The organism is Psychrobium sp. 1_MG-2023, assembly GCF_030689115.1.
Taxonomy (GTDB): Bacteria; Pseudomonadota; Gammaproteobacteria; order Enterobacterales; family Psychrobiaceae; genus Psychrobium.
Map to the genome: position 1 here is coordinate 115714 of NZ_JAUYVJ010000004.1, position 23215 is coordinate 138928.

The following is a 23215-nucleotide window of genomic DNA, read 5'->3' on the forward strand; positions in this document are numbered from 1 at the left end:
GCTATTTCAACCAACGTGTTGGAGGAGCTTTAAAGCTACGTTCGCTAAAAACATGGTTTGGAATATCGTTATTGTAACTAATCCGTCGAAATTGCATTAGGGTGTAGCCGCCAGTCAGTAAGTCTGACACTTTTGAACTCGTGACTGTGGCAATATCATCGACATATTGAATTTTTAGCGCCTCAATACGTCGATATAGTTTGTGTTGTTTATTAGTATATTCAATCATGGTTGGCACAAATGTATCTTTGGCAATGGTGATTTGATAGTGGTCAAATTCAACTAAATCAGGCTCTTTCGGACTTGCTTTAATGATGTAGGCTGTCGATGTTGAATCGATAATTTCAAAGTTATCTAAGGCTATATTTCTGCCAGATATGTCTTCATAGAAAAAATGAGAGCCGATGAAGCTCGTTCGTTTATCACTTGCTGCAATTCGTTTAACCAAATCTAAGGCTGGTAAGAATAACCAACGGTCATCATCAGCAGATACATGCTTAGCAACACGAAACATCATGCCTTTGACGTCATTTGGTTTGCTAAAGCGAATAAGAAAGTGTTGATCCTGGCTTTGAGCAACATTCTGACGAATAATAGAAAATAAGCGTGTTTGGTTTCGACTTTGTGCATCGACAATTTTCATTCTAACTTGAGCTTTGGCATCCTTCCCTTGATAAAAAGCAGCATGGTTGGCTTTTTCGATAATTTGTTCGACTGTCAGTGTCTGCGCAGCGGCTACTTTCCCGAATATGCCAATTGCTAACGCTAATGGTATAGTGATGACTAAAATTTTTTTTATGAATGTTGGCATTACATTATCCTCACTATTCGCTTAGTGGTTAAGGTTGAGTGTCTTGATTAGTGTTGGTAGCAATATGAGTGTCGCTATGGCTGATAACACCATAATGCTTGCTAGAAAGGCACCGACAGTGACGTATGGCACTAATGGTGCAAATAATAACGGCGTGAACCCGAGCGCAATCACACTCGCATTACGTGAAATCGCCCGAGCTGGTTCTTGGTACATTGCCTCAATTGCAGCGGCTATTGTCTGCCCTTGCTTCCTTAATGAACGAAAGCGCTCAATAAAGTGGATCGCAAAGTCAACGGATAGGCCAAGGGTCAATGAAGATAATACAGCAATTGGCATATCATAATCTTTACCAGTCCAACCAATTACACCGTAAATTGCTGCAATAGTCAGTGTTAGTGGCAGCATAGCGAGCACACCATAGCTAAAAGATCGAAATAACAGCACCATCATAATAAACACTATGACGAATGCACTGATAAGTGATTCAAGCATGCCTGCCACCATTTGCTGCTGCCAAATATAGTTAATATAAGCTTTACCTGCCCAATTAACACTGACCCCATTAGGTAGGGGAGATTGGCTAAGATAATTGTTGGTAGCCTGGAGTACTTGTTCCATGGTTTGATTATCGCCACTGCTTAATTGTAACCATAACAAGGTGGAGCGTTTATCTGGTGTAACAAAATGGCTAAGATCCTGTGGTCGGTGAGATGACTGGTATTGCATGAGTACTTGTGCAACGCCATCGCTAGAAATTGGCATGGTAAAGTCAGCGTCATCGCCACTAATTAATTCCCTATTGACAGTTTTAATAATGTCAGTAAGGCCATTGACCTTTCCAACTTGCGGCTGTAAACGGAGGTGCTCCATGAGTAGCTCAATACGTGATAGCAGTTGAGGTTGATAAAAATGTAAGTCATCTTTTGTAAATTGATGCGTCAATTCTTCGGTTACTTGTTCAAGGAATTCTTGCTGTTGAGTAGTCAAGTCAAGGTCAAATAGCATTTGCTCAACATCATCGCTCCATTGGGTAAGGATATGGGGGATTGACTGTTGAGCTAATAATAAGTCTTGATTAATTTTTGGTAGGCTCAGTGATAAGTTATGTGCTCGTTGTTGTGCTTTATCTAATGCTACATTTAATAGGTCTATCGATGATGCATATGTCGCCTTAGTGTGAACTGACTGTTCAATATCTAAGATTAAATAGGCATTGTAAGTTCCTGAGAAATGTTTGTTTAATGTACGATCCGCAATGCTTACCTCATGGTCTGATTTGAACCAGCGAACAGGGTTATCATTAATAGAAATGCGTTCAATCCCGATAACACTAATAATCGCGATGACAATAAATATCGCTAAAATGGATTTAGTATTGCGGGTAGTCAATTGGGGCATTTTGACTAACACGTGATCGAGTTTATTCGTACGGTGCTTACAGCTAATGACCTGCTCAATTGTTGCTATTGGAATTCTTGATAAATAGGCGGGTAATACAGTCATGGTTAATATAAAAGCGGCAAAGATCCCGAAACCCACAAATGCACCAAATATCTGTACTGGGGGGATGGGCGTTAACATTAATGATAAAAAACCAATCGCTGATGTACATGTCGTAAATAGCATAGGTTCAAACAACTCATCGATGACCTCACGAATAAGCTGTTTAATTTGTTGCTGATTGATTGCGGCTTTGTGTGATTGCTTGAGCTTGTCATTAAAAGCAGACAGAATATGTATCGAGTCGACGACAGCGATTGGCATTAAAAAAATCGCAATCATTGATGATAGAATATGAACAGAATAGCCGAATGTCACTAGCAGTCCCATGGTAATGACAACCGTTGCCATTGCAACAATCATTGCCCCCATGACGAGTTTAACCTGCCTAAAGAACCACCACATAATCACAAATATCATTAAGCCTGCAAGCGGTGCGCTAATGGCCATTTGTACAAACATTTCACTGCCAAATTGATCTTCAGCGATTGGTAAGCCAGTGATGTAGTAATTGTGGCTTTGTGGCAGAGTATCAATAAAGCTACGGATTTGCTCGGCAACCTCATAACTGACGGTTTTGTTAACTAGCGGCACATAAATAGCGATGGCGTGTTTATCGCCTGACACCAAGGTATTATTGAGTAGCGGTAATCGTTGAATTGCAGCCCCAATAGCAACAGCCTCTTGCTCGGTATTCGGGACCTGTGCCATTAGCCAAGAAAAGGCCAAGGTTCCTTGGCCTTGGTTGGTGATATTATCGACCGTAGTCGGAGCAATAACTTCGTTGGCAACCACATCATCCAGACTAACGATAAAATCTGTTAGTGAGTTAATGATGGTTAAACTCTCAATATTGAAAATACTCTCATGATGGACCACGCCGAGGACCATTGCGTCATGTAATAAAAATTGCTGTTTGATCTGTTGATGATAGAGACGAGCTGGGTCATCTTTACTGAGCATATTTTCAGGATCTGTATCGATGGTCATTCGTGGTATTTGCGAAAGTAGTGCAATAACTATAATAGACACTATAAGGTAAAGCCTTACAGGGAAATTAAGTGACGCATTAAGTAAAGGTTGTAACAGATGGCTTTTGATCATGACGGCTCAATAGTTATATAGCGGACTCTCTCGAAAACGCTATATTAGTAATTTCTAATGTATGTATTGTATATCGAATTAAACGAATATTCAAGTGGCCGTACTAAAGTGTGACAAATTGATGTAAAAAATTATCAACTTGCTAGAATTAAGTTTTTGATATTTCATTTGATACTAATAGGATAAATTTTGGAATTTTTATATCAGTACGGCTTGTTTTTAGCAGAGATTGTAACCATCGTTGTAGCGATTATTATCGTGGTAGTAGCGGTCATAGCTGCAGCGAGCAAAGGAAAAAGCGAAACTGGCACCCTTGAAATCATAAATTTGAGTGAAGGATTAACACAGTCTAGTGACATGTTGCGTAGTGAAATCATGAATAAGGATGACTATAAAGCCTTTACTAAAGAACAAAAAAAGCAAAAAAAATCAGGCCAAGTGTTGCAAGGGAATACTTACGTGATTGACTTTAAAGGGAGTATGGACGCCCATCAGGTGGACTCATTACGCCGTGAGATAACCGCCATTGTTCAAGTGGCGACAAAAAATGATGAGGTACTATTACGTTTAGAAAGCCCAGGAGGGGTCGTTCATGGCTATGGTTTAGCGGCGAGTCAGTTACTACGTATAACACAGCGAGAGATCCCGTTAACGGTTACGGTCGATAAAGTAGCAGCAAGTGGTGGCTATATGATGGCTTGTATCGCTAATCGCATTGTCGCTGCACCATTTTCAATTATCGGTTCGATTGGTGTTATCGCTCAAATACCTAACTTTAATAAAGTTTTGAAGAAAAATGATATAGACTTTGAACAAGTGACTGCGGGCGAGTATAAACGCACGTTAACAATGTTTGGTGAAAATACGGACCAGGACAGAGAGAAGTTTCAAAGTGAAATAGATGATGTTCACGGCCTATTTAAGCAACATGTTAATCGAAATCGCCCACAGCTAGATATCGATAAGGTGGCAACAGGAGAAACTTGGTTTGGTGAGCAGGCTATTGGCCTTGGCCTAATCGATGAGCTATCGACCAGTGATGATTACTTATTGGCACGGGCTAAAGAAAAGAATGTATATCAAATTAAATATGTTTTACCAAAAACATTATCTGAAAAGCTAGGTAAAGCAGCCTCCGTATCACTTGAGAGTAGTTTATATAACGTTTGGCAGCGATTAAGCCAATGGCGTAGTTTTTGATGCTAAAGAAACGTTAACGGCCTTAAATTTAAATAAAAGGCACTGATTACGTAAACGTCGAGTTATAAAAAAACCGCACCATGACTACCATGGTGCGGTTTTTTATTGGATTTAGGGTTAGTTAGAGAGTCTCTGTAGTCTTACCTGCAGCTGGGTTATTGAAAGTGTCGACATCAACTTCTTTCTCTGATTTACCGACGATTAATGTCACCATACTATCACCTGTCACGTTCACCGCTGTACGTGTCATGTCTAATAAGCGATCAACACCAATAATCAACGCGATACCTTCAACTGGGAGACCGACCTGCTGTAGAACCATTGCTAACATTATTAAGCCAACACCAGGAACACCTGCAGTACCAACCGATGCTAAAGTGGCCGTTAAGATAACCATTAGGTAGTCGGTTATGCCAAGCTCAACGCCAAATACTTGGGCAATAAATACCGTGGCCACACCTTGCATAATAGCGGTGCCATCCATATTAATCGTTGCGCCTAATGGAACGGTAAATGATGCCACATTGTTATTAACCCCTAGTTTTTGAGTTGCTGTTTCCAGCGTGACAGGGATTGTTGCGTTAGAGCTGGCAGTACTAAAAGCAAAAAGCGCTGCATCACGCATCTTTTTAATAAAAGTGACAGGGTTTAAACCCGTCAGTAGTTTAAGTAACAGAGGATATGTAATTAAAGCATGTATTCCTAAGGCAAATAAAACGACTAAAAAGTACTTACCTAGACTAAATATAGTGGTTACAGACACTTCACTAAATAATTTAGCCATTAAGAAAAAGACACCGTAAGGAGCTAAGTTCATTAAAATGACCACAAGCTTCATTACAACTTCGTTCAGGTCATTAAAAAGGCTAGCCACACGTTTACCACTTTCACCAGAAAGAGAGATTGCTACCCCAAGAAGTAAGGCAAATAAGATAATTTGCAGCATGTTACCCTGTGCCATTGCTTCGATTGGGTTGCTTGGCACAATATTAATTAACACCTGAGATAGTGAAGGGGCTTGTTTCGCGTCAAATGTTGCTTCTGAAGTTAACGGTTCACCGTCGGTAACACCGGGTGAAACAACCAGGGCTAGCGAAATGGCTAGTGTGATCGCTATAGCCGTGGTGCTTAGGTAAAGTAAAATAGACTTTCCCCCTAAGCGACCGAGCTTACTTGGATCGGATAATGAGCACGTACCACATATAAGTGAAATAAAAACTAGTGGAACTACGAGCATTTTCAAACTGTTTACAAAGATCTTACCACCGACCAAAAATAGGCCTTCAACGATATACTCTTTTACAAAAGCGTTGTCTGCTAGGGTAAATTGAATTAGGGCGCCGATTACAATGCCGAGCAGCATACCGATGACGATACGCATGGTTAGGCTCATTGGCTTTTTATCACTCATGAATTTCCTTAATTATTGTTTTTAATGTTCATGTGGGGTTGGCACAAAATCTTTATATTAAAAATTTGTACTATTTAGAATGCTAAATCTTATCAAAATCATCAGGAGTTTAAAATAATGTGTTGAAATTTCGATAAGATCTTTTGCATCTTGTGTTTAAATTATCTAACATCAAGACTTAATATAGTTTTAATGCATTAATTTTGGCAGGGAGAATGCCCAATGCGTCAGTCGTATCAATATTTTTATATCTTTATTTCGTGTCTGTTCCTCATGGCTTGTGGAAGTGGTAACGAACTTTCCGATGGTTCTGGCGGCGGTGGTACGGATCCAAACCCTTCTGCTGTTGTGTTATCTATTGCTCTGGTTGATGATAGTGGCAATACCATTAGTAATGTTGATGGTCAATCACCAGGTAACATAGTGGTCTCTGCTACTTTAAATGATGAACCAGTACAGGGTAAGAAAGTTAATTTGCAACTGACTGATGAAATAGGTGAGTTACTCATTACCAGTGCATTAACTGATAGTAGTGGAGTCGCTACAGTAAAATTATATGCAGGACAAACTGCAGGAGCCGGTACGGTGACTGCAACAGCTGATGATGTTTCAACTTCCCTAGATTTCTCTACCTCTAATCCTGATTCCGTTGTTGTTAGTCCATTAAAACTAACTTTGTCTTTACAGGACAAAACGACAGGTGCGGTAGTAACCAATGTTGATGGCAAAGAGGCGGTCAGTTTAACAGCGACGTTTTTAGACAATGATCAACCTGTAACAGGAACGAAAGTAAGCTTTAGTTTATTGGATAACGTTGGTTCATTAACAGTGACCACGGCATTAACAGACAGTAATGGTGTTGCACAGGTTGATCTATTCGCTGGTCTTAACGCTGGTGCCGGAACAGTTAGCGCAACAATCAATGAAACGACTGCAACATTAGACTTCTCGGTATCAAACCCTGTAGTGGTGAGCCCAACACAATTAACGTTAGCGTTAGTGAATAAAACATCGGGTGCGACAGTGACCAATGTTGATGGCGCTGAGGCCGTGAACTTAACCGCGACTTATCTAGAAGATGGCGTGGCTGTTGCTGGGGCTAAAATGACCTTCGCGTTACTTGATAATGTCGGTCTATTAACAGTAACCACAGCGTTAACTGACAGCAGTGGTGTGGCGACGGTTGATTTATTTGCTGGTCCAAATGCGGGCGCGGGTACTGTTATTGCAACGGTGGGTGAGGCGAGCTCGTCATTAGACTTCTCTGTATCAAACCCAGTGGTGGTGAGTCCAAGTCAGATCGATATTGTGTTACTTGATGATGTAAACAATGTCGTTACCAATGTTGATGGCAGTAATCCCGTTAATGTGAGAGCGACGTACAGTGTTAACGGGGAAGTTGTTCCAACAAAAAAGGTCACTTTTGCCTTAGCAGATAATGTTGGACAAATATTAGTCTTTAACGCTTTAACTAATACGCAAGGTATCGCCTCAATAAAGTTATTTGCTGGTGATGTCTCTGGCGCCGGTACAATATTTGCGTCAGTCGGGTCAACTTCTGCATCATTAGATTTCTCAGTCACCAACCCTGTTGCGATTAGTCCGATTGACTTGAAGTTAGGTCTAATTGATCAAGATGGTAACGCAACACTTAATGTTAGTAGTGCAAACCCAGCAACATTACAAGCAACGCTAACGCAAAGTGGAGAGCCTTCCGCTGGTGTTAAAGTGATTTTCTCATTAGCCGATGAAATAGGTGAATTAAAGACAACAACTGCGTTAACCAATAGTGACGGTATTGCCTCTGTTGTATTGTTTGCTGGCGCGAATCAAGGAGCAGGTACTGCTACTGCTGTGATTAATAATTTGTCTTCAGCGCTCGATTTCTCTGTTTCTGTTTCAGCCGTTAATGTGACGATGGATGCTATCGCGTTAACGCCATCAAGTATCAGTGCAAATGGCACTGCGACAGTTGCAGCAACCATTAATGAAACAGGAATTGATGGTGTGATTACACCTCTTGCGCAATCGGTTGATGTACAATTTACTTCTATCTGTGCACAACAAGGTAAAGCAGAACTAGATACTGATGTTGCAACGATAAATGGTGTTGCAATTTCAACTTACAAAGATAATGGCTGTGGTGATACAGATACAATTTTTGTTACAACGACAATTGGTCAAACATTACTATCGCAAAGTGCTGATTTAACTGTTGCGGCAGCAGGGTTAAGTAGTATTCAATTTAAATCAGCAACACCAACAACAATTGCGTTACGTGGGACAGGTGGTGCTGGGCGTAGTGAGACGTCTAGGGTAACATTTACTGTTCGCGATGAGATTGGTAATCCTGTCGCTGATGCATTAGTGGATTTCGAATTAACTACCTCGGTCGGTGGTATTACTATGCTACCTAGTGCGCCATCACAAGCGAAAACAGACTCGAACGGAGATGTTGATGTTGTGGTGCAAGCGGGTAATGTTGCAACACCGGTACGTGTAATTGCTAAGCTTAATGCTCAACCGATTATTTCTACTATTTCCGGTGAATTGTCTATCTCAACAGGGGTTGCTGATTACAATAGTTTAAGTCTGTCAGCTTCTGAGCTAAATCCTGAAGCATGGACCATTGACGGGGTCGAAGTGGATGTAACAGCGCGTCTGGCCGATCACTTTAATAACCCAGTACCTGATGGTACAACAATTAACTTTACTACCGAGTATGGGGCAATCGATCCGACTTGTTCAACTGAAAATGGTGTCTGTTCAGTCAAATGGAAAAGTCAGTCACCAAAACGTCCATCGCCGGACTATCGTGATCCATTAGCAATCACACGTATTTTAGGTTCTGCAACTTGTTATGACAGTTCAGGAACGGCTACTGGTTTAAGTCTGGCTGGTTTACCGTGTTTTTATAACAATACAAAGAGCAACGATAATGCCTATAGCAATCGATTTGGTGGTTTAGGGCAGGTCTATGGTAACCGCGTTACTATCTTTGCCCACGTAATTGGTGAAGAGTCATTTGCGGATTCAAATGGTAATGGTCGTTTTGATGATGGTGAAGCGTTTACAGACTTAACTGAAGCGTTTCGTGATGATAATGAAGATAGCCTATTTGGTGGTCGCCTTGCTGATGGTTCAGTGATAACTGGTGCTTCTGATGCTTCTCCGGACCGTTCAAGCCCAACGACCGGGGCCTGTTATAATTCTCCAAGCAATGAATGTTTTGAGCCTGGGGGTGATAATGAAGAGTTTATCGATTTTAATATTAACCAACAGTTTGACAAAGAAAACGGTATCTACAACGGTGTGCTGTGTAGTGATGAGGATAATGATAGTGGGTTATGTTCAAAAGAGTTAGTTACTATCTCTAAAAATATCACTATCTTGCAAGCAGGAACTGGTGCAAATATTGGCATGATTGAAGCGGGTTTAGATAGAAAAGTGCCTGGGAATTATTTCAATACTGTTGATATCTCGACTAGTTCAAAAACTGTCATTGCTTATGTTAGTGATTTACATAATGGCTTATTACCAGTAGGAACAACGATTGAGTTTACTGCTGGTAATGGTGAGATTGTAGGCCCTAACTCTTGCATCGTTGCTAATTCAAGTGCATTCGCTATCGCTGGATGCTCTGCGACAGTTAAAGCAGATGATGAGTCTGATTCAGGAATATTAGTGGTTGCTGTTACTGTGCCAAGTGGCGCTGTTTCAACCGCCTCGGTTAGTTTGATTGATTAAATCGACCAACGGCGCCTTCAAGGCGCCGTTTTTATTTTTGTATAATTCTCGTTCAAAAAAGCAGTAAATAGTAAAAAATCTTAGTTTTATTGAGTTTATTTTGCTTAACGTCTTGAAATGTTCCTTGTTACGCTCTATAAATTGAAAAATTACTAGTACAACGCTAATCCATACGGACAATATAAATCTATGGGAAGATCATTAGTGATAGTGGAGTCGCCAGCCAAAGCGAAAACTATCAATAAATATTTAGGTAAAGATTTCATCGTTAAATCATCGGTGGGACATATTCGTGACTTGCCAACTTCTGGTGCCGTTAAGAAAAATAAATTTACCAAGACCCCAGCTGAAGTTCGTAAGATGGAACCTGAAGCTAAAGCTATTTATAAAGCTGCTCGTGATAAGCAGCAGTTAATAAACCGAATGGGTATCGATCCTGAAGGTGGTTGGGATGCTCACTATGAAGTTCTCCCAGGTAAAGAAAAGGTCGTTAACGAACTTAAAAGCTTGGCTGAGAAAGCTGACCACGTCTATCTAGCGTCGGATTTGGATAGAGAAGGGGAAGCGATTGCTTGGCATTTACGAGAAGTTATTGGTGGTGATGACGAGCGTTTCAAACGCGTTGTTTTCAATGAGATCACCAAAAATGCGATCACAGATGCTTTTGAGCAACCAACAGAGTTAAACATTGATGGCGTAAACGCTCAGCAAGCACGACGTTTCCTCGATCGTGTTGTTGGCTATATGGTTTCTCCACTATTGTGGAAAAAGGTCGCCAGAGGCCTTTCTGCGGGTCGTGTTCAATCGGTTGCCGTTAAATTGGTTGTTGAGCGTGAACGAGAAATTAAAGCGTTTAATCCTGAAGAATATTGGGATCTGCATGCACAGTTGCTAACGGTTGATAAGTCGCAACTGTTAATGAAAGTTACTAAGCAATTAGGCAAAGCGTTCAAACCTGTCAATCAGAAAGATTCTGACATCGCGGTTGCTGCATTAGAAAAAGCAGTCTTTAAAGTGCTATCTCGTGAAGATAAGCCAACGAAATCTAAACCAAGTGCTCCTTTTATTACTTCTACACTTCAGCAAGCAGCTAGTACGCGTTTAGGCTTTGGTGTAAAGAAGACCATGATGATGGCTCAGCGTTTGTATGAAGCAGGTTATATTACCTATATGCGTACAGACTCAACTAATTTAAGTGCAGATGCAGTCGCGTCGGTACGCGATCATATTGAAAATGAATACGGTAAGAAATATTTACCAGAGAGCCCAAACCGCTACGGTAGTAAAGATGGTGCGCAGGAAGCGCATGAAGCTATCCGTCCAAGTGATGTTTCAAGAACATCAACGTCACTCAATAAAATGGAGCGAGATGCCGAACGTCTTTATGAGTTGATTTGGCGTCAGTTTGTTGCTTGTCAAATGACACCTGCTCAATACGATGTCACCACATTGAAAGTACAGGCAGGAGACTACGAGCTAAAAGCGACAGGTCGTACTATTCGTTTTGATGGTTGGACTAAGGTACAAACCGCAGTGAAACGTAAGAGTGAAGAAGAAGCGGTTCTTCCTGCAATCGATGTAGGTAATGAACTTAATCTTGAACAGCTCGACCCGAAACAACACTTTACTAAACCAACCCCGCGTTTCAATGAAGCGTCGTTAGTTAAAGAATTAGAGAAGCGTGGTATTGGTCGTCCGTCAACGTATGCATCAATTATTTCTACTATCCAAGACCGAGGTTATGCTCGTGTCGAAAACCGTCGATTCTTTGCTGAAAAAATGGGAGAGATTGTTACTGATCGTTTGGATGAGAATTTTAACGAATTGTTGTCTTATGATTTTACCGCACAAATGGAACAAGAACTCGATGCCATTGCGAACGGTAAGATGGACTGGAAAGATTCATTAAATAACTTTTATGAAGGTTTTACAAAGCAACTCGACCAAGCTAATTTAGAACCTGATGAGGGTGGTATGCGCCCTAATCAAATGGTTTTAACAAACATTGAATGCCCAACGTGCGAACGGAAAATGGGTATTCGTACGGGGACTACTGGCGTTTTCTTAGGTTGTTCCGGTTATGACCTACCACCAAAAGAACGCTGTAAGACGACTATCAATCTAACGTCTGGTGACGATGTTGTTGCAGTTGATGAAGAAGCCGAAACACAGGCTCTTATGCAAAAACGCCGTTGTAAGGTATGTGATACCGCGATGGACTCTTACTTAGTTGATGAAACTCGTAAGCTACATGTATGTGGTAATAACCCAGCGTGTGAAGGGAACGAAATCGAACAGGGCACCTTCAAGATTAAAGGTTATGATGGCCCTATTATCGAATGTGATCGCTGTAGCCATGACATGGAGCTTAAGAATGGTCGTTTCGGTAAGTACTTTGCCTGTACTAATGTCGATGAGTGTAAGAATACACGTAAGTTACTCAAAAGTGGTGAAGTAGCGCCGCCAAAAGAAGACCCTGTTCACCTGCCTGAACTAGAGTGTGAAAAGAGTGAGGCATACTTTGTACTACGTGACGGTGCTTCGGGTATTTTCTTAGCGGCTCATACCTTCCCTAAGGCTCGCGAGACTCGTGCGCCACAAGTTGCGGAGCTTCATCGCTTTAGAGAGCGAATTTCACCTAAATTCTATTATTTAGCTGACGCACCGCAACAAGATCCTGAAGGGAACCTAGCCATTGTTCGCTACAGTCGTAAGAATAAAGAACAGTATGTGATGACTGAAATCGAGAAGAAAGCAACTGGCTGGACCGCTCATTATGAAAACGGTAAATGGGTAGAGCACCAAAAACAGAAGCGTACTCCTAAAAAAGCTAAGAAAGCTTAGTTAGCCACTAGTATTTTAACTCTATAAAGCCGCATTTAGCGGCTTTTTTATTTATTGTCGTCATCATTGATTTGTTATAGCGTAACTATCACTGATGATCTGATACACAATTGGCTAATTAAAAGTCTTTGAATCAACGGATTAGGCCACAGATTTATCGCTATTACAGAGCCAAAGTGTCGACAACCATCTCGCTAAGGCACTTGTCAGCTATTATTAGAAGTTTACTTAATAGAAAGATGGCAAACGTAGGGTTCAAAATGATAAGTCAAATGAAGCTATAGCATCTTATTACAGAGGCATGGCAGGAGATAACGACTAAGTTAATTTAAATAAGGCACTGTGTTGTTCTTGTTACAGTGCCTGTAGATCGATAAAGGATTTAATATAAGGATAACAGCGTTGACAAGGCGCTAAACTAAGCCATTACCACTTTTTCTTCGGTTGGAATAAAGCGTCTAAATCCGTACTCGATTTTTCTTCTTGCTCTTCTCGTTGGCGTTCATCGCGCTCAATTTTAACTTGATCTAGTTGCTGCATTAGTGCCATGGCTTCATCGAGTTTTTCTTTAACAAAACTGTCGCCATCGCTATTTATCGCTTTCAACGTTTTGATTGCTTTATCTAGGTATGTCCGAGCTGAACCTGATTGTTTGGCATCCATTGCGATTTTTGCTCGTTTAATAATCGAATTGATATTGATGCGAATTTGCATTAAATCAGCTCGTTTGATCTCATTAGTAAACACTTCAGGGTTAATTCGTCCACGTTTATGCTCTGAATTTACAACGCCTTTGAGTTTTTTAATCAACTGTACCATTTGAAGTACTTCACGGTCATCATTAGGTAATCGAAATGATTCGAGGCCTTTAGACTGAAATGTTTTCCCGATTGACTCAATGAGTGTTTGACGATCATTAATTTGTATCGCTAGGTTTCGATCATTGGTAATTTGCTGCACCGATTTAATAGTCTCAAGAATCCTATTATGAAGAATGATCATTAACCCTTTAGTCACTGGTATGTTGACGACACGAGATAACAAATCTTCCGTTTCATCGATAACTAATGTTAACCGTGCAACCTCTATCCGTTTTTCTGAATCCTGTTTTTTGCGTTGTTGTTGCATAACGGTAACTACGATCAACAAAATGACTAAGACCGCGATCCCGATAATGATAAATAATGACATCAATAAACTTCCGAATTGATTATGGTAATTTTATTATGAAAGAGCTACCGCCTAATTGACTATCATTTGATAATTCAATCTGGCCGTGTAACGTCTGATTTTTATGTGCAAAAACGATTAACTTAGAGAATAGCAGACCAATGCCCATTCGACCAAAACTACTGGTTAATTGAGTGATGTCTGTTGATTCTGCGGCAGCGTCCAGCATTGCCTTTGGGTAACCTGGTGAGTCATCCAATATTTCAATGGTTAGCATGCCATCGACAATATCTACTTTGATAATGATCTTTTGACGGCTGTAACGAATTGCATTACTTAATACATCGTCAATTAAAAATGACAATAAATCTTGGTCAAAGCACCATGTTAAATCGTCTGGTGCGATGAGTTCAATACTGATGCCTTTTGCAGAGCTAAACAAATCATTTTGACAAATAACAGACTCTAACATGTCTTTGACTAGCTCAGTAGTCACATTAATTGCGAGTTTGTCATCATCAGCCGAGTGTAAGGACATTAGTTGCGTTAACCCACCATTAAGACGTTGAACTTGGTAATTCATATCAACGATTTCTTCGGAGGTGAGTTGCTGGTTGTTCTCTAACTGACTAGCAATATTTTGCAAGGTTTGGAACATGAGCGTCAGGGAATTACGCATATCGTATGCTACAGACGACAGCACTTTATTGTAATTGATTTTGTCATTTGCTGGTGTGTTCATAAAATATGTCTTATAAAAACAAAGGTTACATGTTAGATCATCATATCATACCGTTTCAGAAGGGCAAAAACTTAACATCATTGATCTTGCTCAGGCCGAGTAAAAATAAAGCCCATCATATTATTTAACGCTATCCTTTATTCCAAAATTGTAGTATCTTTTAATTATATATAACCATTTGTCATAGATGTGTAGCTTTATTACATTCTCAATAAGATAAATATTGCCAACGCTATTATTATGTAAATGCCATTTCAGCACAGGAAGACCAGATGAAATTACAACAACTGAGATACATTGTTGAAGTCAATAATAATGATCTAAATGTTTCAGCAACGGCTGAAAGCTTATTTACTTCTCAGCCTGGAATTAGTAAACAAGTACGAATGCTTGAGGATGAACTAGGGATTCAAATCTTTGGCCGCAGCGGTAAGCATTTAACCCATGTAACTAAAGCAGGGCAAGATATTATTAACATTGCTAATGACATCTTATCAAAGGTTGAAGGTATTAAAGCTGTCGCATATGAGCACACCAAACCTGACCAAGGGGCGTTAAATATTGCTACGACACATACACAAGCACGTTACGCACTCCCTGATGTAATTGGTAAGTTCATTAAGCATTACCCAAAAGTTTCGCTGCATATGCATCAAGGAACACCAGCGCAAATAAGTGAAATGGCCAATAAGGGTGATGCTGATTTTGCTATTGCAACTGAATCGATGCATTTCTATGAAGATTTAATTATGCTGCCTTGTTACCACTGGGGTCGCTCTGTGGTTGTTAATGCCGACCACCCACTTGCCATCCTGTCGAAAACTAAAAAGCTAGAAATTGCGGATATCGCTGCATTCCCACTAGTAACTTACGTATTTGGCTTTCAAAACAAATCAGACTTAGAAGTTGCCTTTAATAAGGCAGGTTTGGAGCCTAACGTTGTCTTTACAGCAACGAGTGCTGATGTGTTAAAAACTTATGTACGTTTAGGCTTAGGTGTTGGTGTGTTAGCCTCGATGGCCATTGACAAAGAAGTTGATAAAGATTTAGTTGCTATTGATGTTAATCATTTATTCGGTTACGCCACAACGAAAATAGGCTTTAGAAAGGGAACGTTTTTGAGAAGTTATATGTATGACTTTATCGAAGAATTTGCACCACATTTAACACGTAATGTTGTATCTGAGGCATCTAATATGCGCGATCATGACCAAATTGATAAGTTATTCAAAGATATTGAATTGCCAATGCGATAAATCTTCGCCAAGCGTTACTTGCGAGTCAGCATAAAAAAGGGGGGTGAACAAATCACCCCCCTTTTTTGTCTCTTTCTAACACTCGACAATATTAACGGCGAGTCCGCCGCGAGCAGTTTCCTTATATTTACTCTTCATGTCATTTCCAGTATCCCACATTGTCTTGATAACTTTATCCAGAGATACTTTGTGGTGTCCGTCCCCTCGAAGTGCTAGACGAGAAGCGTTGATCGCTTTAACTGCACCCATAGCGTTACGTTCAATACAAGGCACCTGAACGAGACCGCCAACAGGGTCGCATGTAAGGCCTAAATTATGCTCCATGCCAATTTCAGCAGCGTTTTCAACATTCTCAGCTGTGCCGCCCATAATTTCAGTTAAACCTGCCGCTGCCATTGAACACGCCACACCGACTTCACCCTGACAGCCAACTTCTGCACCAGAAATAGAAGCGTTCTTTTTATAAAGAATACCGATAGCTGCAGCGGCCAATAAATAACGTACTGCAATTTCATTAGTCACTGGCTGAATGAACTTATCGTAGTAACAAAGTACTGCGGGGATAATACCTGCTGCACCGTTCGTTGGCGCAGTCACAACTTGTCCACCAGCTGCGTTTTCTTCATTGACTGCCATTGCAAATAGGTTTACCCAGTCGATAGCAGATAATGGATCGGCATTAGTACCGTTTTCAGCAGATAAGCGGCGACGTAATGAGGCAGCACGACGACGTAACTTGAGCCCGCCCGGTAAAATCCCTTCACGGCGCATCCCTCGGTCGACACAGTTTTTCATTGCTTGCCAAATGCTAACTAGGCCATCCGTGATAGCTTGTTCAGACGCTATTTGACGCTCATTTTCCATCATCAGCGCAGAAATACTTAAGCCATGCTCGTGACATAAGCTAAGTAACTCATTAGCACTATCAAATGGGTATTTTGCTAAATCTTGCTCTGGTTGCTGTTCTTTTAGTGCGCTTATTTCTTGTTCATCGACAATGAAACCGCCACCAATAGAGTAATACACTTTGCTATATAAAAGTTCTTCGCCGTTATAGGCAAATAGTTCCATTGCGTTTGCATGAGTTGGTAAACTTTTTCTTCGGTGAAAAACAATGGCATCTTTACGAGGAAAAGCAGTGCTATGCTTACCTAAAAGTTTGATTGTTTGTTCACTTTCTACTTGCGCCAAAAAATCATCAACAATTTCTGGATCGATTGATTCAGGCTCATATCCTGCTAAACCTAAAATGACCGCTTTGCCAGTACCGTGACCAATACCAGTTTGTCCTAACGAGCCATAAAGCTCTGTTTTAACGTGCGTTGTTACATTTAACTGACCTTGCTGTTCTAACTCTTTAATAAAACGTACAGCTGCGCGCATAGGGCCAACAGTATGGGAGCTCGATGGCCCGATACCAATACTGAACATGTCAAAAACACTTATCATTATTTTCTCTTTGTGAAACTTGAAATAAAACTATTAGACAATGGTACACTAACATCTCGTGATAGCCCAAATACATTGTATAAAATATATGAGGGCGTTCAATAATTTAATTAATTTTTCGCAGGAATAGGAGTGTGTTGTGGGACCATTGATGCTTGATATACAAGGGTTATCTTTAAGTGACAAAGAAAAGGAGCAACTTGCACATCCACTGGTCGGTGGACTCATATTGTTTAGCCGTAACTATTCCGACATTAAGCAATTGACTTCACTAATTGCGCAAATACGTCAAGTGACAGGACCGGATTTTATCATTGCAGTGGATCATGAAGGCGGACGAGTTCAACGCTTTAGAGCGGGATTTACAGAAATACCTGCAATGGGGGCTATATTAAAATACCATCAAGGTGATATACAAAAAGCAATAGAATCTTCAACTGAGTTAGGCTGGCTAATGGCTAGCGAGCTACTAGCATTTGATATTGATATCAGTTTTGCGCCAATTCTTGATCTAGATATTTGTTCCAATGTAATTGGTCAACGAGCGTTTTCAGGTCAGCCTGATGAAGTTATCCAGTTGGCACGTGGGTTTATTAATGGCATGAGTCAAGCTGGAATGGCATGTACAGGTAAACATTTTCCGGGACATGGCAGCGTAGTGGCAGACTCACACATCGACTTACCTGTTGACGATCGGAGCAAACAACACATTAAATCTTTAGATCAATCGGTTTTTGATTCATTGATAGAAGCGCAGGCCATTGATGCATTAATGCCCGCGCATGTGATTTACCCGCAATTTTGTGATAAGCCTGCTGGTTTTTCTAAGTATTGGTTACAAGAGGTATTACGTACTGAACTGGCTTTTGATGGTGTTATTTTTAGTGATGATCTTGGGATGGAAGGTGCCAGTGTAGCGGGGGACTTTTGTCAGAGAACCCAAGCAGCATTGTCTGCTGGCTGTGATATGGCACTCGTTTGCAATAACCCCGACGCTGCTCAAGAAGTTTTATCATTTGCCGAGCATCGCTATAACGAGATTGTGTCATTGGATGCACAGAAATCATCACAACAGCGCTTACGAAGAATGTTAAAAAGTAAGCAGGTAAACCTAAAAAGTTTACAACAGAGTGAGCGCTGGGACGGTGCAGTTGCAATGGCGGCTAAGATTAGGAAATAACAACGAAGAAGCTGGTAAGTCACACTTACCAGCTTCATTTACAATTAAGCATTACTCTTAGTGACATCAATATGAAGTTTTAATTTTTGCCCGGGTTGAATAAAGCGCTGTTTATCAAGTGCATTCCACCTAACAACATCGGAAACTTTGAGGCTAAATTTTTGCGCAATCCGTGCGATTGAGTCACCGGCTCTTACTTTATAAGTAATAGTGCGTGTATTTTTAGCGACTTTAATATCACTTCCATGCCAAATTACTAACTTTCTACCCAGTTTTAAAGTATCTTTAAGGCCTAGGCTGTTCCACTTGGCAAGGCTCTTGTGGTTTACCTTATACTTCTTGGCAATCGTCCACAAGCTATCACCTGCTTTTACGGTATAGTTACTCTTACTGCCTCGGCGAGATGTATTACTTTGTTTCGCGATGCGGTTGAGCGATGAAAGGGTATAGACAGAGCCGTCTGCAGCAGAAGTTGGTATGAGTATATGCTGACCTGCTCGAATGTTATTAGATGATAGGTCATTCATCTTCTTAATGACAGAAACCTTGGTTTTGTGGCGGTGTGCTATCGTGCTTAGACTATCACCTGATTTTATTTTATAGCGTAACCACTTCATACGATCAGACTTTGTGGTATTGGCAATTGCTGTTGTAAATGCTGTTGCGTTCGCAATTGGTAACATCAAGAGGTGATCACCATCAGGATCCGTTGCCCATTGGCTAAATCCAGGATTGAGTTTATGTAATTTCTCTAATGGCAATTGTGCAAACTCAGCTGCTGTGGCCAAATCGATTTGACTTTTAGAGTCAACCCGAGTCAACACGGCTTGATTATCAAGGTGTGGCCATTTCATACCGTGCTTTTGAGGTTCTCGAATTAATTCTGAAAAAGCCAATAACTTTGGCACATAATCACGAGTTTCTTTCGGCAGTTTTAATGACCAAAAATCTGTTTTTTTACCTGCCTTGCGGTTTTTATTGATTGCTCGACGAACTCTTCCTTCTCCTGAGTTGTAAGCTGCAAGGGCATGAAGCCAATTCCCATCAAAATATTTATGGAGATATTCCAAGTAATCAAGTGCAGCATGGGTGGATGCATAAATATCACGTCTACCGTCGTACCACCAATTTTGATCTAAGCCAAAACGTTTGCCTGTACCAGATACAATTTGCCACATCCCAGAAGCTTGACCATGGGAATAGGCAAAGGGATCGAATGAACTTTCAACCACGGGTAACAATGCGATTTCAATCGGTAGATTGCGTTTCTCCACTTCTTCAACGATGAAATGGAGATAAAGCTCCGCACGTTTTGATATGCGAGTTATATAGGTTGGATGTTTCTTATACCAATTTAGCTGTCTCAGGATTTGCTCATTTTGAGGGTGTTCGAGCGCAAACTGCATATTAATCCGTTGCCACAAGTTTTCTACTTGGTGTGGCTCTAGAGGCTTTAAAACTGCCTCTTGCTTAAGCTGTTCCACTGCTAGTACAGCACTTTCCTGACTTTGTTTTTCATCAACTTGGGAATTAGTGTCGATAGGTTGAGGCTGCACTGTGTTCTGTTGAGTGGTTATTAACTCTGGCGCAGTCGAGGTTAATTGACAACCTGTTAGAGAGAGTAATGCCACGGAAAGCAGGGAATAGGTAGAAACTTTTGACAAAGCGGAGCCTTTAAAACGACTAAAATGGGTGAAGCATTATACATCAAGCGTAACGAATATGTAACTTGATGGATAATCGCCAATAATCAGAGGGTTAAAGTATTTTTTCTAGAAGTCATCTTTCCATTTACGTAACAGAGCAAAAGATTCACATTGCTTGATTTTTTGTGGTGCTTGAAAGTGCTGAATGATCTTATTGCGTACTTCGGTAACATTGAGACGTAAAAAAGGATTTACTTTAAGCTCATGACCAATGGTGGTTGGTATGGTGGCTTGATTATGCTCCCTTAGCGTTTTACAAAGCTGCTGATAATGCTGCAACTCCTGATTATCAGGCTCTACTGCTTGCGCAAATGTGATATTACTGAGTGTGTATTCATGAGCACAATATACCAAGGTAGATGGGAGTAACTTAGCCAGCTTATCGAGCGATTGGCTAAATTGTTGTGGTGTGCCTTCAAACATTCTGCCACAGCCAACCGAAAAAAGAGTGTCTCCGCAAAAAAGACTGCTTTTATCGTAGAAGGCGATATGGCCTTTAGTGTGTCCTGGGATATCAAGGACAGTAAATGTTGCTGCAATGAACTCTAATACAAGGACATCATCTTGCTTCAAGGGTTTGGTGACAACTTGTTGCGCTTCAATAGTAGGGCCATATACAGGGATTTCACGGTTTAATTGAGTTACAAGCTCACTAACGCCCCCGACATGATCGTTATGATGATGAGTGATTAAAATAGCTGATAACGTTAACTGGTGTTCATTAATCGCTTGAAGAACAACAGCGGCATCGCCAGGGTCGACGACTACGCAACATTTTGTATCATCATTAACTAACAACCAAATGTAATTATCGTTAAATGCAGGTAATGCGACTGTGCGGTAGGGTGCTGTAGCTGTTGTCATGGAAGTAACCGTTTAATTAATCAAGAATAACTGTTTTATTATGGTGGACGATAACACGATCTTCAAGATGCATTTGAAGCCCTCTAGCTAGCACTAGCTTTTCTACGTCCTTGCCTAACCTTACCATATCATGCGCCTGCATGCGGTTGTTAATTCTCGCCACATCTTGTTCGATGATAGGACCTTCATCAAGGTCTTCCGTAACATAATGGCAAGTGGCACCGATCAGTTTGACCCCACGTTCATAGGCTTGATGATATGGCTTAGCTCCGGCAAATGACGGTAGGAAACTGTGATGTATATTAATAATTTTATGTTGATATTGTTGGCATACTGTCGGTGGTAATATCTGCATATACCTTGCTAAAACGATTGTCTGCGCCTTGTGCATCGCAATAATCTCACTGACTTTGGTAAAATGTTCACCTTTATCCTCGCTTATCGGTACGTGATAAAAGGGGATACCGTACCAACCTACTAAGTCTTTCAAGTCAGGGTGGTTTGAGATAACACAGGGGATGTCACAATCAAGGTCCCCACTGTGCCAGCGATTTAGAATATCAGCGATACAATGTGACTCTTTACTACACATAAGAATGACGCGAGGCTTTTGGTTGCTATCACTGATGTTCCACTGCATTTGTAAACTATTGGCTATGGGTGAAAATGCCTCTTTAAATGTTTCTAAGCCAAAAGGGATGGAGCTAGCAGTGATCTCATGGCGCATAAAGAACCATTGACTCTGGGTATCAGTATGATGATTTGCTTCCAGGATAGAGCCATTATACTGGGCGATAAACTGACTTATTTTTGCGACAATGCCGACTTGATCTGGGCAAGACATAGTCAGTCGATAAACTTGCTCCATTGAGCTACCTCTGAATGATTAGATAAATGAACTATTGACCGTAGCACAAACCATTGTAAAATTTCACTAGTGGTGTTGTTTTTTTGCTCGGTTATCCCTACACCTTTAGTCATAGCCATTGCATTAAATATTTAATCACTAGAGCCAGTAAAAACAAACAGGAACGGTATTGCTCTTAGCCTCAATAACCAGCTATAAGCTAATCAATCGCCTTGCCCAATAAGGCCCCTAGGTTTGTTTATTATATGCGTTTTATCTCTAGGCTAGCATATCGCAACAGAGTCGGGATTTTTCACTTAGGGTGACATTAAAGGAGGGCAGAATATGAATGATGAATTGCGTGATCAATTGCAATTATTCACCATTGATAGCCCTTGCATCGGTGTATGTGAGGTGAATAACCGAGGCTATTGTAAAGGATGTTTTAGAAGCAGGGATGAACGATTTTATTGGCAACAACTGAGTGATGGTGATAAAAGTAAAGTTCTTATGTTGTGTCAGCGTCGGCGTAAGCGTATTGAAAGGGATAAAGCAAAAAAAGAGCAGCAAGTCCTCCCAAAAGGGGCGAACTTGTCGCTTTTTGATAAGTAGGTGACCCTTACCTATTTTTGCTATTATTTGGGTTGTGCATCAATAGATTGGCCTGTGACATCCGCACTCTCATCGGCCATTAAAAATAACCAAGGGGCGATGATTTGTTTTGGTGTTTTTAAAAGTGTCGCGTCTTCGCCTGGATAAGCTCGCGCACGCATGTTTGTTTGAGTTGCACCTGGGTTAATTGCGTTAACACGAACAGAAGTATTTTCTAGTTCATCGGATAAGGTTTCCATCATACCTTCAGTGGCAAACTTAGAGATAGCATAACTTCCCCAATACGCTCGGCCTTTTTTTCCTACACCACTTGATGTAAATACAATTGAGCTGTTTGAAGTTTTCTTCATTAAAGGAAGCAATGCTTTAGTCATCAGAAATGGTGCTTTGACATTAACCTGCATTACATCATCAAAACTATCTTGTTCAATTTGTTCAAAAGGAGATAACACCGTTAAAATTCCAGCATTATGTAAAAGTCCATCTAAACGCTGGTATTGTTGTTCGATGGTCGTTGCCATATCAATGTAGTGTTGTTCTGTAGCACCTTTTAAATCGAGTGGAATGATGGCAGGTTCTGGGTAACCAGCATTAATGATTTCATCATAGACAGCTTCGAGCTTACTGACTGTCTTTCCTAGTAAAATAACACTAGCCCCTTGTTCTGCATAGGAAATTGCTGCTTGTCGGCCGATGCCGTCACCAGCACCAGTCACTAGGATTACTTTGTTTAATAAGGCGTTTTCTTTTATTGTATAATCTAACATTA

At 40.7% G+C, this 23215-nt stretch carries 16 protein-coding genes; 6 read left to right on the forward strand and 10 right to left on the reverse strand.

Features of this window, described 5'->3' with window-relative positions; all coding sequences use genetic code 11:
- Window position 1: 1 nt before the first annotated feature.
- Both Q8W26_RS03450 and Q8W26_RS03455 read right to left on the reverse strand, forming a co-directional pair.
- The gene (locus Q8W26_RS03450; protein WP_101214105.1) at window positions 2-811 is read right to left on the reverse strand and encodes an outer membrane lipoprotein-sorting protein; all 810 of its coding nucleotides are present in this window, start codon (window positions 809-811) and stop codon (window positions 2-4) included.
- A gap of 21 nt (window positions 812-832) precedes the next feature.
- Window positions 833-3346 (reverse strand): RND family transporter, encoded by a 2514-nt coding sequence (locus tag Q8W26_RS03455; protein ID WP_305472291.1) that lies wholly within the window; start codon window positions 3344-3346, stop codon window positions 833-835.
- 261 nt (window positions 3347-3607) lie between these two features.
- Between Q8W26_RS03455 and sohB the strand changes: the two genes are divergently transcribed.
- Window positions 3608-4618, forward strand: coding sequence for a protease SohB (gene sohB, locus Q8W26_RS03460; protein ID WP_101214107.1), 1011 nt, complete (start codon window positions 3608-3610; stop codon window positions 4616-4618).
- Window positions 4619-4739: 121 nt separating this feature from the next.
- Here sohB and Q8W26_RS03465 read toward each other — a convergent pair whose 3' ends face one another.
- Window positions 4740-6029: a dicarboxylate/amino acid:cation symporter gene (locus tag Q8W26_RS03465; protein WP_101214108.1), complete on the reverse strand. Its 1290-nt coding sequence runs from the start codon at window positions 6027-6029 to the stop codon at window positions 4740-4742.
- A gap of 222 nt (window positions 6030-6251) precedes the next feature.
- Here Q8W26_RS03465 and Q8W26_RS03470 point away from each other — a divergent pair, with 222 nt between their 5' ends.
- Window positions 6252-9776 carry a hypothetical protein gene (locus Q8W26_RS03470; RefSeq protein WP_101214109.1) on the forward strand — a complete coding sequence of 1175 codons (3525 nt, stop codon included), beginning with the start codon at window positions 6252-6254 and terminating at the stop codon, window positions 9774-9776.
- A 189-nt stretch (window positions 9777-9965) separates the two neighbouring features.
- On the forward strand, window positions 9966-12620 hold the full coding sequence (topA, locus tag Q8W26_RS03475) for a type I DNA topoisomerase (RefSeq protein ID WP_101214110.1): 2655 nt from the start codon (window positions 9966-9968) through the stop codon (window positions 12618-12620).
- A 426-nt stretch (window positions 12621-13046) separates the two neighbouring features.
- On the opposite strand, the gene Q8W26_RS03480 is transcribed toward topA, so the two are convergent.
- Both Q8W26_RS03480 and Q8W26_RS03485 read right to left on the reverse strand, forming a co-directional pair.
- The gene (locus Q8W26_RS03480) at window positions 13047-13811 is read right to left on the reverse strand and encodes a hypothetical protein (protein WP_101214111.1); all 765 of its coding nucleotides are present in this window, start codon (window positions 13809-13811) and stop codon (window positions 13047-13049) included.
- A 19-nt stretch (window positions 13812-13830) separates the two neighbouring features.
- Window positions 13831-14532, reverse strand: a complete 702-nt coding sequence (locus tag Q8W26_RS03485; RefSeq protein ID WP_101214112.1) for a sensor histidine kinase KdpD — start codon at window positions 14530-14532, stop codon at window positions 13831-13833.
- A 272-nt stretch (window positions 14533-14804) separates the two neighbouring features.
- Between Q8W26_RS03485 and cysB the strand changes: the two genes are divergently transcribed.
- The gene (gene cysB, locus Q8W26_RS03490) at window positions 14805-15788 is read left to right on the forward strand and encodes an HTH-type transcriptional regulator CysB (protein WP_101214113.1); all 984 of its coding nucleotides are present in this window, start codon (window positions 14805-14807) and stop codon (window positions 15786-15788) included.
- A gap of 75 nt (window positions 15789-15863) precedes the next feature.
- Here cysB and Q8W26_RS03495 read toward each other — a convergent pair whose 3' ends face one another.
- Entirely contained in the window at window positions 15864-17237 is a 1374-nt protein-coding gene (locus Q8W26_RS03495; RefSeq protein ID WP_101214114.1) for an L-serine ammonia-lyase, read from the reverse strand.
- A gap of 151 nt (window positions 17238-17388) precedes the next feature.
- On the opposite strand from Q8W26_RS03495, the gene nagZ reads away from it, so the two are divergent.
- Window positions 17389-18417 (forward strand): beta-N-acetylhexosaminidase, encoded by a 1029-nt coding sequence (nagZ, locus tag Q8W26_RS03500; RefSeq protein ID WP_305472296.1) that lies wholly within the window; start codon window positions 17389-17391, stop codon window positions 18415-18417.
- A gap of 44 nt (window positions 18418-18461) precedes the next feature.
- Here nagZ and Q8W26_RS03505 read toward each other — a convergent pair whose 3' ends face one another.
- The 3 genes from Q8W26_RS03505 to purU all read right to left on the reverse strand — a co-directional run bounded on the left by Q8W26_RS03505 (window position 18462) and on the right by purU (window position 21855).
- Window positions 18462-20081 carry a LysM peptidoglycan-binding domain-containing protein gene (locus Q8W26_RS03505; RefSeq protein WP_101214116.1) on the reverse strand — a complete coding sequence of 540 codons (1620 nt, stop codon included), beginning with the start codon at window positions 20079-20081 and terminating at the stop codon, window positions 18462-18464.
- A 108-nt stretch (window positions 20082-20189) separates the two neighbouring features.
- Window positions 20190-20987 (reverse strand): hydroxyacylglutathione hydrolase, encoded by a 798-nt coding sequence (gene gloB / locus Q8W26_RS03510; protein ID WP_305472298.1) that lies wholly within the window; start codon window positions 20985-20987, stop codon window positions 20190-20192.
- A 16-nt stretch (window positions 20988-21003) separates the two neighbouring features.
- A complete protein-coding gene (gene purU, locus Q8W26_RS03515) occupies window positions 21004-21855 on the reverse strand; it encodes a formyltetrahydrofolate deformylase (protein WP_101214118.1) in 852 nt (283 codons plus the stop codon).
- A 324-nt stretch (window positions 21856-22179) separates the two neighbouring features.
- Between purU and Q8W26_RS03520 the strand changes: the two genes are divergently transcribed.
- Entirely contained in the window at window positions 22180-22446 is a 267-nt protein-coding gene (locus Q8W26_RS03520; RefSeq protein WP_101214119.1) for a DUF1289 domain-containing protein, read from the forward strand.
- 23 nt (window positions 22447-22469) lie between these two features.
- Here Q8W26_RS03520 and Q8W26_RS03525 read toward each other — a convergent pair whose 3' ends face one another.
- The gene (locus tag Q8W26_RS03525; RefSeq protein ID WP_101214120.1) at window positions 22470-23213 is read right to left on the reverse strand and encodes a YciK family oxidoreductase; all 744 of its coding nucleotides are present in this window, start codon (window positions 23211-23213) and stop codon (window positions 22470-22472) included.
- Window positions 23214-23215 lie beyond the last annotated feature (2 nt).